Source organism: Lactiplantibacillus pingfangensis, assembly GCF_005404945.1.
In the GTDB taxonomy this organism is placed as follows: Bacteria; Bacillota; Bacilli; order Lactobacillales; family Lactobacillaceae; genus Lactiplantibacillus; species Lactiplantibacillus pingfangensis.
Genome location: NZ_BJDG01000006.1, coordinates 111,651 through 126,782 on the forward strand (window position 1 = coordinate 111,651; position 15,132 = coordinate 126,782).

Annotated in this window: 18 protein-coding genes; 2 read left to right on the forward strand and 16 right to left on the reverse strand. The window is 44.7% G+C overall.

Annotated features, from left to right (window positions below; translation table 11 throughout):
* Nucleotides 1-96: 96 nt before the first annotated feature.
* A complete protein-coding gene (locus FFM74_RS13745) occupies nt 97-261 on the reverse strand; it encodes a hypothetical protein (protein ID WP_223877155.1) in 165 nt (54 codons plus the stop codon).
* Between the two features lie 129 nt (nt 262-390).
* Here FFM74_RS13745 and FFM74_RS13630 point away from each other — a divergent pair, with 129 nt between their 5' ends.
* Nucleotides 391-558, forward strand: coding sequence for a hypothetical protein (locus FFM74_RS13630; protein WP_171000650.1), 168 nt, complete (start codon nt 391-393; stop codon nt 556-558).
* A 15-nt stretch (nt 559-573) separates the two neighbouring features.
* Here FFM74_RS13630 and FFM74_RS04260 read toward each other — a convergent pair whose 3' ends face one another.
* The 14 genes from FFM74_RS04260 to FFM74_RS04325 all read right to left on the reverse strand — a co-directional run bounded on the left by FFM74_RS04260 (nt 574) and on the right by FFM74_RS04325 (nt 13,238).
* A complete protein-coding gene (locus FFM74_RS04260; protein WP_137625390.1) occupies nt 574-1,953 on the reverse strand; it encodes an SLC13 family permease in 1,380 nt (459 codons plus the stop codon).
* 203 nt (nt 1,954-2,156) lie between these two features.
* Nucleotides 2,157-3,629, reverse strand: coding sequence for a UbiD family decarboxylase (locus FFM74_RS04265; protein ID WP_137625391.1), 1,473 nt, complete (start codon nt 3,627-3,629; stop codon nt 2,157-2,159).
* Between the two features lie 231 nt (nt 3,630-3,860).
* A complete protein-coding gene (locus FFM74_RS04270; protein WP_414672071.1) occupies nt 3,861-4,481 on the reverse strand; it encodes a cation efflux transmembrane domain-containing protein in 621 nt (206 codons plus the stop codon).
* Nucleotides 4,471-4,797, reverse strand: coding sequence for an ArsR/SmtB family transcription factor (locus FFM74_RS04275; RefSeq protein ID WP_171000651.1), 327 nt, complete (start codon nt 4,795-4,797; stop codon nt 4,471-4,473). Before FFM74_RS04275 ends, FFM74_RS04270 begins: the two co-directional genes overlap by 11 nt.
* A 242-nt stretch (nt 4,798-5,039) precedes the next feature.
* Entirely contained in the window at nt 5,040-5,348 is a 309-nt protein-coding gene (locus FFM74_RS04280) for a bacteriocin immunity family protein (RefSeq protein WP_137625393.1), read from the reverse strand.
* A 174-nt stretch (nt 5,349-5,522) separates the two neighbouring features.
* A complete protein-coding gene (locus FFM74_RS04285; RefSeq protein WP_137625394.1) occupies nt 5,523-6,614 on the reverse strand; it encodes a PTS sugar transporter subunit IIC in 1,092 nt (363 codons plus the stop codon).
* 195 nt (nt 6,615-6,809) lie between these two features.
* The gene (locus tag FFM74_RS04290) at nt 6,810-7,289 is read right to left on the reverse strand and encodes an RrF2 family transcriptional regulator (protein ID WP_137625395.1); all 480 of its coding nucleotides are present in this window, start codon (nt 7,287-7,289) and stop codon (nt 6,810-6,812) included.
* 50 nt (nt 7,290-7,339) lie between these two features.
* Nucleotides 7,340-7,930, reverse strand: coding sequence for an NAD-dependent epimerase/dehydratase family protein (locus FFM74_RS04295; RefSeq protein WP_137625396.1), 591 nt, complete (start codon nt 7,928-7,930; stop codon nt 7,340-7,342).
* A gap of 135 nt (nt 7,931-8,065) precedes the next feature.
* The gene (locus tag FFM74_RS04300; protein WP_137625397.1) at nt 8,066-8,719 is read right to left on the reverse strand and encodes a TetR/AcrR family transcriptional regulator; all 654 of its coding nucleotides are present in this window, start codon (nt 8,717-8,719) and stop codon (nt 8,066-8,068) included.
* A 174-nt stretch (nt 8,720-8,893) separates the two neighbouring features.
* Complete coding sequence (locus FFM74_RS04305) at nt 8,894-9,559, reverse strand: TetR/AcrR family transcriptional regulator (protein WP_137625398.1); 666 nt, start codon at nt 9,557-9,559, stop codon at nt 8,894-8,896.
* A gap of 32 nt (nt 9,560-9,591) precedes the next feature.
* Nucleotides 9,592-10,812, reverse strand: a complete 1,221-nt coding sequence (locus FFM74_RS04310; RefSeq protein WP_137625399.1) for an ABC transporter permease — start codon at nt 10,810-10,812, stop codon at nt 9,592-9,594.
* Nucleotides 10,812-11,534 (reverse strand): ABC transporter ATP-binding protein, encoded by a 723-nt coding sequence (locus FFM74_RS04315; protein WP_137625400.1) that lies wholly within the window; start codon nt 11,532-11,534, stop codon nt 10,812-10,814. Before FFM74_RS04315 ends, FFM74_RS04310 begins: the two co-directional genes overlap by 1 nt.
* A gap of 325 nt (nt 11,535-11,859) precedes the next feature.
* Nucleotides 11,860-12,288: an arsenate reductase (thioredoxin) gene (arsC, locus tag FFM74_RS04320; protein ID WP_137625401.1), complete on the reverse strand. Its 429-nt coding sequence runs from the start codon at nt 12,286-12,288 to the stop codon at nt 11,860-11,862.
* A gap of 47 nt (nt 12,289-12,335) precedes the next feature.
* Entirely contained in the window at nt 12,336-13,238 is a 903-nt protein-coding gene (locus FFM74_RS04325; RefSeq protein WP_137625402.1) for a DMT family transporter, read from the reverse strand.
* Between the two features lie 202 nt (nt 13,239-13,440).
* Between FFM74_RS04325 and FFM74_RS04330 the strand changes: the two genes are divergently transcribed.
* Complete coding sequence (locus FFM74_RS04330) at nt 13,441-14,139, forward strand: SGNH/GDSL hydrolase family protein (protein ID WP_137625403.1); 699 nt, start codon at nt 13,441-13,443, stop codon at nt 14,137-14,139.
* A gap of 85 nt (nt 14,140-14,224) precedes the next feature.
* On the opposite strand, the gene FFM74_RS04335 is transcribed toward FFM74_RS04330, so the two are convergent.
* Entirely contained in the window at nt 14,225-14,527 is a 303-nt protein-coding gene (locus FFM74_RS04335) for a winged helix-turn-helix transcriptional regulator (protein WP_137625404.1), read from the reverse strand.
* Nucleotides 14,528-15,132 lie beyond the last annotated feature (605 nt).

Genomic DNA, 15,132 nt, shown 5'->3' on the forward strand with positions numbered 1-15,132 from the left:
CAGCGTTGCTGTTTTTAATTACTTTGACTTAATGATTAGTGTTTGAAAACATAAAATTCGCAAACACCCCACCGTATCACTAATCGGCTATACAAATTAGTTGAAGATTGCCGCTTCCGGTTGGGACTGATAACATGCGGTCGCGGGACCAGTCCAAGCCAAGGTCGTCTTGGACTTCGCCCGAAACCCTTGCAAAATACACAAGTGTCCCGGACCGTCCGTGGCGTAAAATCGGCAAGAACAGCCGATTAACGCCACCATCACGACCGATGCTATCAGTCCCAGCCTTCAGCTAATCGGGCTTAGCGAAGACAGCTAGAATCATTGTGCTGTGACAGTATGATTGGTCGGCGTTCTTGGCCGCCTAATCTTACTGGGCGATTCTAAGACGTGGGTTATCGGCTTGGAATCGAAGTCACAGACCGTACTTTGGCTGGGACTGTCCCACATAGCACAACGATTCTGGCTGACGTAGCGCTCACCACAATCACTGATTTAGAAATGTCCGTTGTCAACATGACAGCTTGGCAAGTAGAAACACTAGTGAATGCGATTTAAAAAATCCCCAACATGTTAAGCTAAACCAACTAAATGGAACCAGAACATTTCAACAATGGCGACGACAAATACGACAGCGGTCAATGGAATCCCTAAACGCATGACATCTTTTTGCGTGTAGCCACCACCGGTATCTGGGTCACTCCCAACTAAAATTGCCAAGTTATGGAACGGCAAAATATAGTGTAAGTTCGTCACTGAGAAAACTAATAACGAAACGGCTAATGGGCTAATTCCCATGTGCGCGGTTGCGGCCACAAATGCTGGAATCGTAATTCCCATGACTGCAATCACTGAACCCATAAACATGTGAATAATCATGGCAAACAACGTAATGACAATCGCCAACAAGTAGATATTTGTTGGGAGATTATTTGGAATAAGCGTTTTTGCAATCCAACTGTTCATGCCGGTCACTTTACCAACATTCCCGATGGCGATAGCGGAAGTTAAGAAGACGAGCACATTAACGGGCACACCTTCCCAGGACTTGGCGGTTAAAATGCCACCCACGACTGGTAAACTCATCATCAAGGCCACAATCAAAGTCAACCAACCAACATCCAAACCAGTAATCCCACTCGTTAACCACAAGCCGATCGCAATGATCAACCAAATAATGGTCCGAATTTCTTTAGCGGTAATGCCACCTAGTTGTGCTTGTTGCTTTTTCAAAGCATCGACGTCAATATGCACTTCTTGCGTTGGTTTGAACAAAAATAAGAACAAGAACATCGTCAACAGTGCCGCAATAATCATCGGCACACCCATATAGACAAAATATGACACGAAGTTGACCGTTTGCCCTGAAGCTGCGACTGCTAAAGGATTTAGCGACGTATCGCCAGTATAGAATACCCCAGATAATGGACATGATGCGGCAAAGACCGCTAAACCTAATTTAGCTAAATCGCGCTTAGGCATATGCGCCGTTTCCGCGACCACGGTAATCACCGACATAATCATGAAAGCTCGCGGCCATGGATGTGGAATGAGTAACGCCAAGATAAAAGTCAACGCGAAGATCGAAATAACGATCCCTTTCCAACTTCGGACAAATTTAATAATAAAGGCATATGCAATCCGCTGGCCCAAACCAGATTCGTTGACGGCACCGGCAATCAAATAGGCCCCAATCACGAGCCACATAATTGATCCTGTCCAAGCGGAAGAAAAGACTTGGACGGGTGTTGCCACGTTCATAATTATTAGTAACATTAAATAAATCCCACCGACGAAAGCTGGTTGGGCAATTTGCATGGCCCACCAAACGACGGTCATGAGACTTAAGGCTAAATCCATCTTTCCTTTGGCAGACAGACCTGGAATTGGAATGAGATAGATGAGTGCAAATACGACAATCCCGCTAAAAAAACCAATCGTCTTTTTATTCATGAGCAAAAACTGCCCCTTTCAATTAAGTCATAGAAAATCCGCTATCCCAGCGCAGTTTTTGACCTTGTCGGACTAGCGGATCCTATGAATCGTTTTTATTTTTATTTTCACAACTTTGGCTGAATCAGTGTCCCGTTTGACGGATTGGGGCTGATTAAGCTTAATTGTCGAAACGTGCTCACCAGCGCTGGTTCACACTCTGATTACTTCAAATACTTCTCCCAATCATCGACCTTCATAAATTGGGCACGTTCGAATTGGTCCTTCATATCAAATGGCACGGTGCCATCAATGACTAACTTCGAGCTCATTCCGCGGAAACGAATTGATTTGGGATCGTACTCTGGCCGTTCTGATGGATCTAACGGATGATTACGCATGCCGGATAAGACCATTAAGTCTTGATCGGCTTGGAAACGCGTATTCATCGTCCAAATTACATCATTCATATCAAAGATATCAACATCTTCATCAACTAAGATAACGGTCTTCAATTCCTTGAATGCTGAGAAAGCTAATAACGCAGCTTGGCGTTGAATCCCTTCATCGGCTTCATTTTCCTTGTGAATTTGCATGATGGTCATTAACTTCCCACCACCAGCTGGCGGATTGTAGACGTTTTTCACTTTACCAGGAATGGCGCGGTCAACCAGTTGTAAGATACTTGCTTCAGTCGGAATTCCGGCCATGCTGACGTGTTCTTCAGACGGTCCAATCACCGATTGCATGATCGCATTTTTACGATGCGTAACTGCGGTTACTTTAATCACTTGTAAGGCCGGATTAGCATCACCATCATAACCAGGAAATTCGGGCATTGCTTTACCAGTATGCGTATTGATGTCTTCTTGAATTCGCTCGTTAGGCATGATGTAGCCTTCCAAGGTGTATTCAGAACGCGCAATGGCTTTTTCATCAACCGTCAAGCCATCGACTAATTGCACGGCTTGTTTCCGAATCGCGCCAGCAACGCCTAATTCGTTATAGCCGAATGGCGTGGTCGGTGGCTCAAAGGTTGCGCCAATTGTGACGGCCGGGTCTAACCCAATATTAATTGTGATAGGCATTGGCTTGTTGGCTTTTTCATATTCTTCCGCAAACGCGCCAATATGACGACCACCAGGCATGATGTAAATGCCTAATCTATCCTTGTCTTCCAAGACCATCCGGTGAATCGTGACATCGCTCTTCGATTTATCCATATTAGAGCCGAAGACTACCCCAACGGTAATATATGGCCCGGCATCTTGCGGTGTATTGGTCGGTGCCGCAACCAACTTGCGAATATCAAAATCGGCGTCAGTTGCCTTGTGAACAACTTCGTGTGTTGGTGCGTCGGCTTCTTTTATCGTCACCGGTGCGATTGGATTAGAAACGGACTCGTTTAAAAATTGACCAAGCGTTTGATAATCGTGATGAAACATCTTACCAACTCGGCGTCGACTGGCCATTAAGCCGATTAAGACGCGGGTATCAGGAAAACCTTTCACATTATTAAACATCATCGCGGGACCTTCTTTAGTTGGTCGCTCAACGGTACCACCAGCACCGATATAACGATAAACACCAGAAAGTTCAGCGTTAGGATCAACGGGAACATCGGTTTCATGATAGTTCTTCGGATCATCCTTGAGCTCGTCAAGCACACGACGTAAGTCCCATGGTTCTTCTGCCATACTTGTCATCTCCCTTAAAATTTACAGCTTAATCATACGGCCGGTGGAAAACGTTATCAATTCGAAATCGGCGGGCCTGTTATTCCGTATTTGAATATTAAAATATTGCTTGATTAAATTCGATAACTAAGCAACAAAGGTTCATAACGACAAAAAAAGGGACAATTTACTGTCCCTCAACAAGATGAATTTAATTATTTAGCTGTTGCCAATCGTGTCCAAAGCTAACGACTAGTCGGTCTTCCCCCGTCCAGCTTGAAATGATTCCCAGCCTTCACTGGCAATAAAGTAAACTAAAATTAAGGCCGCGACCGAATCGGCCCACCACCAATTAAGCCAGGCGGTGACAATCGCGCCAATCAAAACCGTTCCGGCCATATAAGCACAGGTAATATTACACATGCCATCTTCAACCAATGCTGGCGACGCTAACGCATGACCCAACTTGCGTTTGCGCCAAGTTAAGACCGGCATGAGAATAACCGAGGCAATCGCGATGGCCATTCCCATCGGGCTCTCACTCGCAACTTGATGGGTGATCAAATTGTAACTAGAGACAGCCGTCACATAAATTGCTAAGGCTAATAAAACGGTCCCAACGACTAGTGATGAGCTTCGTTCGGCTTGTTCAATATCTGTCTCAGACGCACCATTCGCCTCTTTGCGTAATCGCCAGATTAGTGTTGATCCCGCAATAATCTCTAAAAAGCTATCCAGGCCAAAGGCAATCAACAAGATAGAGCCCGCCTGCAACCCCGCAGTCAACCCAACGATAAATTCAAATGCCATCCAAGCAGTCGAAAAGATTTCAGTTCGAATACTTTGTTGTACCAATTTTGTTTTAGTTACCATGCTTAACCCCCCGGACAACATGATCCGCGTGAGCAAGCATTTCGTTAATAACGTCCAAAATATGTGGATCATCTAAGCGATAATAACTCGCCTTACCGACTTTGTGAGCACTCACTAACTGATGTTTGCGCAACAATGCCAATTGGTGCGAAATTACTGATTGCTCCAACTGTAGTAGTGCCCCCAGTTCACCGACATTTAAGTCCTGTTGCTCTAACACGTACAGTAATTGCAGTCGTGTCGGATTGCTCAATAATTTAAAAATGCGATCCGACTCCTGCAACTTTTTAGGCTCAATTAAAATTGGTGTCCCCATTTCACATGTCATCCCTTTCATATGTTGATATTAACATATGAAAGGGTTAGTTGTAAACTAAACCCGTGCTCATGGTTAGCCACAAGCACGGGTTCAGAAATTTATTTAAGTGTTTTTAAAACAGTTCGATAAATACAAAGCATTGCGACCATTAACGTCCCAGCCGTTAATACGGTTTTAAAAAATGCTTTTAATTGCTGCACGCTAACCACCACCTTAATCGTTTCAATTAGATTGACACGCTACTCAAATTTTGAGGCATCAAACCGATGTTCCCGAAAACTACCTTCAATACTGCTAGTTCGGCCAATGCTCATCAACTGACTTAACAATAAATTTTGTGTTCGTGTTAACCGAATTTTATTAATAAATACCGTATAAGTAATATAGTTTGCCAATCGATCCACTAAGACTAAGTCAACCTCTTTTTGCGTAGCTAGACGTTCAGCAACCTGTTGTAGTGCCGCCTTGATTTCAGCGCTACCGGTAACTTTCGATCCCATAAAATCTTGGGTTAACTCTGAAACAATTCCTTTAACTTCATTCTGCATAAAATCCCCCGCTCCTACATCTTCTAGTATAACAAGCTTGGCAAGGTATTAAAAATTGTACACGACCTAATTCATTAATCGGCAAAACAAAAAAAGCATTGTAACCTAATTATAAAAATGTTAATTGTCCCTGAACGCAAAAAAACGTACGCCACAATGCGTACGCTTTTTAAACTAAACAATTTCCAATTGAAGCTGTTGTGACTCAACCCATTTGGCCGCGATTAAGACGCGATACAATACTACCGTAATTACGGCGGGAATCAGAACTCCCGTCAACAGGTAGACGAGAAAGCTCGTCATGTTCGTTGAAGCCAGTGTAATCGGTGCAATTAATGAATTCAGCCCCAACCCCGCCAACTTGTATGACGTCGAGAAATTAAACACAATGGTCGCAATTGGTGCCGACACGATTGCGGCGACCATTGGTGGAATCGCTAACCGCGGATTCACGAGCAAATTTGGAAATTGGACTTTTGGCGTGATAATCCCTTGGGCAATGTTTGCCCCAATATTATTTTGCCGAAATGACATTACGGTAAACCCAACGAATTGCGCGGTCGTCCCAATCAACGCGGCACCTGATGAAACGGGATCCAACATGACCGCCACCGCTAAAGCGGCCGACGACGCTGGTGTCATTAGAAACAGCGCCCATGCTAAGGAAACTGCCATCGACCCAATCAATGGATTGACTTTCATGGATGCGGCGATAAAATGACTTAGCCAAACCAAGGCGGGTGTCGTCACTGCTGCTAAACCTAAACCAACGACCGCCCCAACAAACGTCGCCGCTAGCGGCACCAGCATCATGTCAAGTGGGGTCTTACCAGTTAAGTAATTGCCAACCAAAACGGCAACTAAACCCGCTGCAACCGCCGAAATCGGCTGACCCGTTGAAAACATCGGACTTTGGGCAAGCTGGACTAATGTATGACCGGTCGCAGTCACCCCAGTCGTACTGCTCTGAGAGAAGAAGACGGCATTCGCACCGATCGTTGAAGAAATCATCGCGCTAAACGTCACTAAAGTATTACTATTTAACATCGTGGCGATGGCAACGCCAAAAGCCGGTCCGAGCAAAACTTGCGCAATCCCACCAATTTGATACAATGCCTGCCAATGGACAAAATTAGCTAATGATTGCAGTAACAAGCCGATTCCCAAACAAACCAGAATGGCATTGGAAACTCCGGCAGAAACTTTATAGACGTAATCCATCGTCGTCATGCTATGTGTTGATGTTGCATCAGTTGATTGTGACATATGTATGGCCTCCACTTAATTAATAAAAATTAGATTAGAGCTATGTGAGAATGTCTTTAATTTAACCATTGATCTTTGCAACTGTCAACCGTTTTAGCTGTTCTTTTTCATGAAAGCGTCGTCACAACTAAAAAATAGCCAAACACCAGTGGCAAACTGGCATTTGACCATTTTATATGACAGGTAATGCTTATCTTAATCCTTCGCCACAGCTAAACTCGCCCAATCAACGACCCCATTTTGATAACTATTCTGTTCCAATAGTTGGCTTAGCGGCACGGTTGCCAGTGTTTGGTCGAAGGCCGTCGCTGCCTTTTCAAAGGCAGCCTTGGCCGTCGCCTCACTATGTTCGATATGACTGGGACGTCCCGGGAATAGTTTTGCTGCCAAATGACGGGTCGGCATTTGGAGTGTTCCTAATTGTTCAACAGCTTGACCGACATCTAACAAACTAATTTCTTCAACGGATCGCTTTAAGACAAACCCACCGTCCTTGCTGGCGCTTGAATCAATGAGTCCCGCAATTACTAATTTTCGTAAAATCTTTTTCAAATATGAATCTGAGACACCTAATTGCTGACTCAACAGTTGACTCTTCAACGGCGTATGATCTTTTTGTAATGCGAGCATCAGCACGACATAGATGCCTTGTTCCACACTTTTACTAATCTTCAAGCTAAACACTTCCCAATTCTTCGTTTTAACTCCTAATTATTCGCAGTGACTTAGTCTTTCTGGCTCCCGACTTCCTGCAACTTAGCCAATAATTGTGCGGCAACTGTCGCCACCATGACCGGTTTCAAATTAGCGTTAAATAGACCACCAATTTTCAACAACGGTACTAGCCGACTCATCGAATCATGCCGACCTGCGCCATAAACTAGCGTCGGTTCAACGACAGCCAATGGCAGCTCACTGGTCCTCAAGCGTTGAATAATGCTTGCTTTCAACGCAACAAATGATTTCGGTCCCAGCTTACCACCCACGAATCCCATCGCTCGAACATGATAATCTTCTGCCAACTGCTGCATCACAAGTGCCGGTGCTTGATTTATCGCCAATTGTTGCCTTGTATCGGCGTCTGGCCGGCCAATTAAATCAACTATATAATCAATTTTAGTTGGCAGCGCTGCTTTCACGGCTGCTAAATCAGTCAAATCTAAAGCCAAATTATGCACATTGGTCGCTTGCAAGTCATTATGACCTGAGCGCGAAACAATCCAAAACTCAGCTTGAGCCTCTACTTGTTGCCACTGCCGCGTTAGTTCACGACCAATATAACCATTACCACCGAATAACACAACTGTTGTTTTCATTTTGCCAGCTCGCTTTCTAAAGACATTTAATATCCATGGATACATAATATCTTTAGATATGGCCACTGTCAATTAAAAACATTAGCGACAAAAAAACTAGCGTTCAATTTTTATGAACGCTAGTTGTCTTAAAGTTTATTTTTCAGGCGCCAAACCGCGGGCTAAAAAGTGTGCAGCATCGCGGCTAGCTTGTTCAATATCGAAGTTTTTATCGACACCCAGTAACATTTGTGGCACCACATAACTCGCTAGTGTGCCAATAATGTAACGAGCAATTCGGGCTACTGGCCAATCCACAATCTGGCCGGTCTGTTGAAAATAACTAAAATACTCGCCAACTTTACCTTCAATTAATAGTTGTAACTTCCCCGATAAATTTTGAATAATTTCCGGTTTGCGCACAATCTCTTGTGCAAACACCTTCAATAATTTTTGATTTGCTAACGCAAAGGTCATCCGATCCTGAATCGCATAAGTAATGAAACCCTCGAAATCTTGAATCTGTGACGTCTTGATTTCCGTCAAAAATTCCGCCGCGGCCATTGGAACCACTTGATCCAACATCGGGTCCATTAGTGCCTTTAGAATGCCATCCTTAGTTTTGAACTGTTTAAAAACAGTGCCTTCAGAAACACCAGCACCCTTGGCAATTTCACTCGTACTCGTCCGGTCAAAGCCTTGCTCTGCAAATAAATTGAGGCTAACACTTAAGACCGCTTGCTGTTTTTGAGTCAGTTCTGACTCCTGGAGGGTCTTTTCAAAAAGCTCCTCGACATTATTAACTTGCATGCTAATCCCTCACAATTTTATAAAAACGCTCATTATAGTATAGAACATCCGCGTCATCCGCGCCAACCAACAATACCGCTCGCCACAGTTATGGGCTGGCAAAGATTACTGGACCGTCAGTTTATGACCTTCTAATCAACTTTAATTTTGACCATAACCAGCTGATTATGCTGGTCAAACCGGCTCACTGTCGGGCAACTCGACTTGACTGATTTCTCGGACAATTTGCGCTACCAGCTTTGAAAGATCCTGCTGTTCACCTTGTAACAGTCCTGGCACATAATGGGCTTGAACAATATAACAAATTAACTGACCGGCGATAATCCGTAAGAGGTCAACTGCATTAATGTCCGCTCGTAACGCTGGCATTCGCCGGAACAATTCAAGCAATTTCGCTAAAAAGTCAGTATCATCCGTCAGCAGCAACGCTTTTAATAACTGTCGAATATCACTGCTAGTCAATAGTTCAACGACAATAATTTTTACCGCCTCGAGGTTAGCCATGATAAAGTGGTAACGGTCAGTCACGATAAAATGGACCATCGCTTCCAACGTTGAACAGCTGGCTAAACCAGCAAAGAACTGATCCCGATATTTTGGAAAAAAGTGTGACATTACTGGTTTAACTACCGCCACGAGCAAATCTTGTTTCGTATGATAGTATTTAAAAATAGTTGCTTGACTAATCCCGGCTTGTTTCGCAATATCACTCGTCGCAGTTCCATCAAAGCCCCGCTCAGCAAATAAGGTCATCGCCGCCACTAACGCTGCTTTTTGTCCCTTGGGCATCGTCTGCTGATCAAGCCAATCCTGATAATTCACAAAGATATCAACTGCCACTAGTCACACCTCCACTCGCTAGTCATCAGTGCTTAAACTTTCCGATAACGCTTCAAACCAACGATATTTAGTACCGTTAGGACGACTAAGAAAATCAGTAAAATTCCAATATCGAAGCCTAAATGCCAAATTGACGTTCCGCGCATGATAATGTCAGTAACGGCATCCCCAGCATACTTAATTGGAATAATGTAGGAAATGTCCTTAACCCAAGCAGCCATCGAATCCAATGGAATAATGCCTGAGAAGAAGACCTGTGGCACAATGACTAGTGGAATGAATTGCATCATTTGGAACTCAGAGTTTGCAAACGTTGAGAGCAAAATTCCGAAAGCTAACGCGACTAATGCCAAAATTAAATTAATGACAATCACGCTCGCCATATTCCCAACGACTTCAATTCCGAGCAGCCAAACGGTCACAAGCACAATTAAGATGGTTTGAATCACGGCTAACACACCGTAGCTTAACATGTAGCCAAAGACGATTGACGACCGTTTAACTGGCGTTGCCAACAAGCGATCCAAAGTTCCCGTCGTCCGTTCTTTTAATAGTGCCATCCCAGAAATCAAGAAGACGAAGAAGAAGACGAAAAAGCCCATCAGAATTGGCAACATCTTAGCAAAATAGCCAGTATCCTTATCGCCATAAACGTAGTGATTAGTAATTTTAGGCGTCTTTTGACTCGTACTCTTGGTCGCCATCGTCGTCGAAGTAGCTTTGGTTGACGTTGCCTGTTGTGCCGCTGTGGCAGCACTGCCAGCTTTAGCACTAGCCGTCGCCGCAGCCTGTTGCTTTTGAATCGCTTGCAGTTGTGCTTGTAACTTCACGGTTGCCTTAGTGCTCTTCGTCAACGCAGACTTCAACTGATTAATGCTCGTGGCCGTCAACGCATTCTTAAAGGCTAATTTGACGGTAGCGGTTTTCGTTGAATCCGTGTTCGCGTACGTCAAACTGTAATTACTGCCATTTTTCTTAACAATGGCATCAATTTTTTCATTCTTTAACGCTTTTTTAGCAGCGCTTTTGGTGTCGTAAGTTTTGACTGTCACATGCTTAATATCGGCCATTTGTTGGTTTAGCTTATGACTGACCGAAATGGTTCCAATCGACACATCCGTTGACGAATTTGTATTAAAAATGACGCTCATCAGTAACATAATTAAAATTGGTGCGAGGAACATCAGGGCTAGCGTCCGTTTATCCCGAAATAGTTCTTTGAGCACCCGGTTCATAATTCCAATTGTTCGCATTATTCAACACCCTCCGCCTTCAAAAAGACATCTTCAATCGTCTTCACTTGATATTGTTGTTCCAGGGCGGCTGGCGCATCAAACGCCATCACTTTGCCGTCGAGTAATAAGGCGACCCGTCCGCACAACTCTGCTTCATCCATGACATGGGTGGTAATTAAAATACTGCGGCCCTCATCACGAATGCGACCAAGCTCAGCCCAAATTTGGCGGCGTAAGGCCGGATCAATCCCAACAGTTGGTTCATCCAAAATCAATAAATCGGGTTTGCCAAGTAAGGCAATGGCTAAGGATAATCGCCGCATCATCCCGCCAGAATAGCCGGAAACGCGTTTGTTCAAATCAGCTGTTAAATCAACGACTTTAGCGACATAATCAACTTCTCGGGTCATATCCGCCTTCGCGATGCCCTTCATCAAGCCATAAAACTTTAAATTTTCACGGCCAGTTAAGGTGTCATACAAGGCATCGGTTTGTGCCATGTACCCGATTCGCCCTAATAATTGGCGATTAGGCATCACCGTGCCAAAAACCTTGGCTGAACCCCCACTAGTCACTTCCATGCCCAGTGTAACTTTAATGACCGTTGACTTGCCGGCCCCTGATGGTCCGATTAACCCAACAATTTCACCCGGATTAACGGTTAAATTAATATCTTTCAACACCGTCTGATTGCCAAACTTCTTGGCCAGATGTTGTAAATCAATAATTGCCTGACTCATGAGTATGCCTCCTAATAAATTCAATCTTTTTCACTTTCATCAATTAGTGAGTAAGTGGTTACTCACCTAACAAAAACTATTATACGCAGCCTTAAGTGAGTGTCAACTCATTTTAGCGTTTTTAGTCAAAAAAAGCGAGTGACTACTCACTTAAATCCTACTCGTCGCAGTCGTTTAATGACTTTAGAATAATTTACGTACTTGGGCTGAGCCTTGCTGAAATTAGACAAAAAAACTAACGGTCAAGTCGTGCTTGATTTTCTCAGCAGGATTTGACCGTTAGTTTTTTTGTTTTTTGAGCACTAGTCCCATTTCTCTGGCTAACTTAATTAATTTGTTGAGCTGGCACCAAGGTCAGTACCCGTCGTTTAATCTCATCGCGCACTTGCCGAAAGACTGCCAATTGTGCGGCCGGAGTACCGGTTGCCTGGGCGGGATCGGGTAACGGCCAATGCAATTTTTGCACTGTGGCCGGGGTTACCGGGCAACGATCACGGGCATCACCACATAAGGTAATCACCAAGTCACATTGTTGTAAATAAGTCGGTTCAATCAATTTAGACTGTTGACCTGAAATATCGATTCCCACTTCTGCCATGACTTTAACCGCGGTTGGATTCAAGCCATGGGTCTCCACACCGGCGGATTGAATTGTCCAATTTGCCGGTAATAGCTGCTTGGCAAATCCTTCTGCCATTTGACTGCGGCAAGCATTACCGGTACATAGAAAGTAAAGTTGTTTTGATTTAACCATTTTAATAACCTCTTTTTAGTTGTGTCCAATACTGTTTTCAAGCCAAGTTAGTCACTAAAACCGGCCTTTTTCGCAACCATGAATTGTAACATCGTAACCCCAACAATCATGATAGCTCCCAAAATACCATAAAAGTTAAAGGTCACGTTTAGGAACAACACACTCAAAATGGTCGCCGCCAACGGTTCAATTGCACCAAGGACGCTGGCGGTCGTCGGCATAATGGCTTCCAAACTTTGCAAGAAAAATAAATAGGCCAACATCGTTCCAAATATGACGACAAACGCGACTTCCAACCAAGAAAATGGTGACAGGCTCGGGAAGTGACGCCAGGCCTGAGTTGCCACGGAAACAATCAGCCCACCAATCAGCATGGACCAGCCGACGATGGCAATCGACCCGTAAGTCTTCAGCAACGTTTGGGGCATCAACGTATACACTGCCGCCCCAACTGCGGCAAGCAATCCCCAGACAACCGCCGCGACCGGTAATGCCAGCGAATTTAAGTGTCCCTCCGTTACGATCAAAATGGTTCCAAGAATCGCCGAGACGACTGAAATCACATCAACCTTACTGGGCCAAGCCCAATTAACACAAGCTAAGAAGAGAATAATAATGACCGGCGATAGAAATTGTAGGATTGCCGCGGTGGCCGCATTCCCCGTGCTAATCGCCATAAAATAGGTCAATTGCACGGATGCCATGCCCAGTAAACTAAAGGCCACTAATTTCACAGTCGCCCGTGGTTGCTGGAACACTGCAAACACCGGCGCCCGACGACTTAACCCATACAAAATCAATAAAATTCCCGAGATGAGCATTCGAATCGAGACTAACCACAGCGGTGAAATCGCAGTCGTATTAAATAAATGTTGGGCAACGGTCCCGGAACTTCCCCATAAAAATGGGCCAGCACTCGCTAAGATGAGCCCCATTGTCTTTTTTTGCACGTAACCACCCCTCCAAGTCGCTTTCAGTTTAGTCTAACAAGACTTGGCTAACTTTCCAAGGGACGTCTGTAAAACAGCTCGGTAAGTCACCTAACAAAGCCCTTTTTCAAGCCAGTAGTGCCTTACTGTTAACCAAGTTCACTACTGGCAATTGACAGGTCTTGACCACTAGGCTAATCTAAGAACGTCCAAGGAGGTTCTTATGAAACATCAAAAATTAATTTACGGGTTAATTGCCCTTTTTGCGATCATCTTTATTGGCGGTGCGCTGATCATTCCGACCCCGGCCATTAAAAGTCGCGTCATCACCATTAGTAACTTTATTACTGGTCATCCTAAAACTAAGGATGACAGCCGCGACGTAGCCAATTCTAAACTGGGACAAAAGTATCAGCTTTCAACGGCACAACTTAAAAAGCTCAATCAGCTCAAAGTCACGGGAATTGGCGATTCCATTATGGTTCGTACTACCGGTGACTTAAAACAAGTTATCGGATCGTTTAACGTCAATGCCAAAATTGGTCGTCAAGTCGCTGCCGCGCCGGCGATCATTACCCAGCTGCAAACTGATCAAGCGATGGCTAAGAATGTCCTGATTAATTTAGGCACAAATGGCCCCACTGATACCACCACGATTGACGGCATTATTGATCAAATTGGGGCTAGCCATGAAATCTTTTGGGTCAACACCCGAGTTCCCGGCAAAGCTTGGCAAGATCCGAACAATCAGCTGATTGCCGCGGCGGCCAAAAAATACACGAATGTCCATCTCGTCGACTGGCTTTATGTCAGTCAAGACAATGATAACTGGTTTGCCGACGACAACTTGCATCCGAACACGCTCGGCGATCGCGAGTATGTCGCGACGGTTGGCCCAGTCCTCGCCAAATATGGTAAATAAGTCAAAAACACGATTTGATCGGCATAACGCCAAGTCAAATCGTGTTTTTTAAACTGGAACGATGTAACTTTTAACCTCTTTGTGCCTAGGCCATTTCGGTAATCACCCGGTCGCCCCATGCTTCTAAATGGGCCAAATCATGTTGTAAGACCAGACCTTCAGCCGTTAATCCGTAGGCATATGCCGGTGTCGAAACCACTAAGCCCAGTTGTTCTAACTTCACTAAAACCGTCAACAACTTGAGGGTTGATAGGCCACGGATTTGCCGTCGCAAAATCATGAAGTCCACCGGGGTTGCCTGCAACTGGCTCAGTGCTAAGGCATGCCATTTATTGGACAACAGCGCCAATCCAATCTTTGTCCCAATATTCAAATCTCGCATCACCATGATTAACTCCCCTTATCCTGCTACAATTACTGTTAATTTGAAGGTTGAAAGGACAAAAGAACTTGTAAACACTGTCATATAGGCAACAGGCACTGCCAAATTAGTGGTAATCCCGCTCCGGCATGCAGAATCGCTGTGCTATAGTGGGACAGTCGCAGCCATAGTACGGTCTGCGACTTCGATTTAAAGCCGATAATTCACGTCTTTAAATCGCCCTGTAAGATTAGGCGGCTAAGATTCGCCGCCCAATCTTACCGACACAGCACAACGATTCTGCATACCTACGCTAAATCTAGTCTAAAAATAGTTAAATTAGCTGGAAGTCGCCGCTGATGGCATCGGTCGTGAAAGTGGCGTTGAGGCGGCATGTTCCTTGCCGGCGTTACGCCACGGACGGTCCGGGACACTTGCGATTCATGCAAGGGTTCCGGACGAGGACCAAGACGCTCCTCAGGCTTGATCCGGTCCCACGGCCGCATGTTATCAGTGGCGACTGGAAGCGGTCATATCAACTAATTTTCATGCTCTAAGCATTGACATGGCAGTAGTTACTGGCGATTTTGATCTTTCAAACTTTATTGTTAATTTTATAATTGTTTACTTGG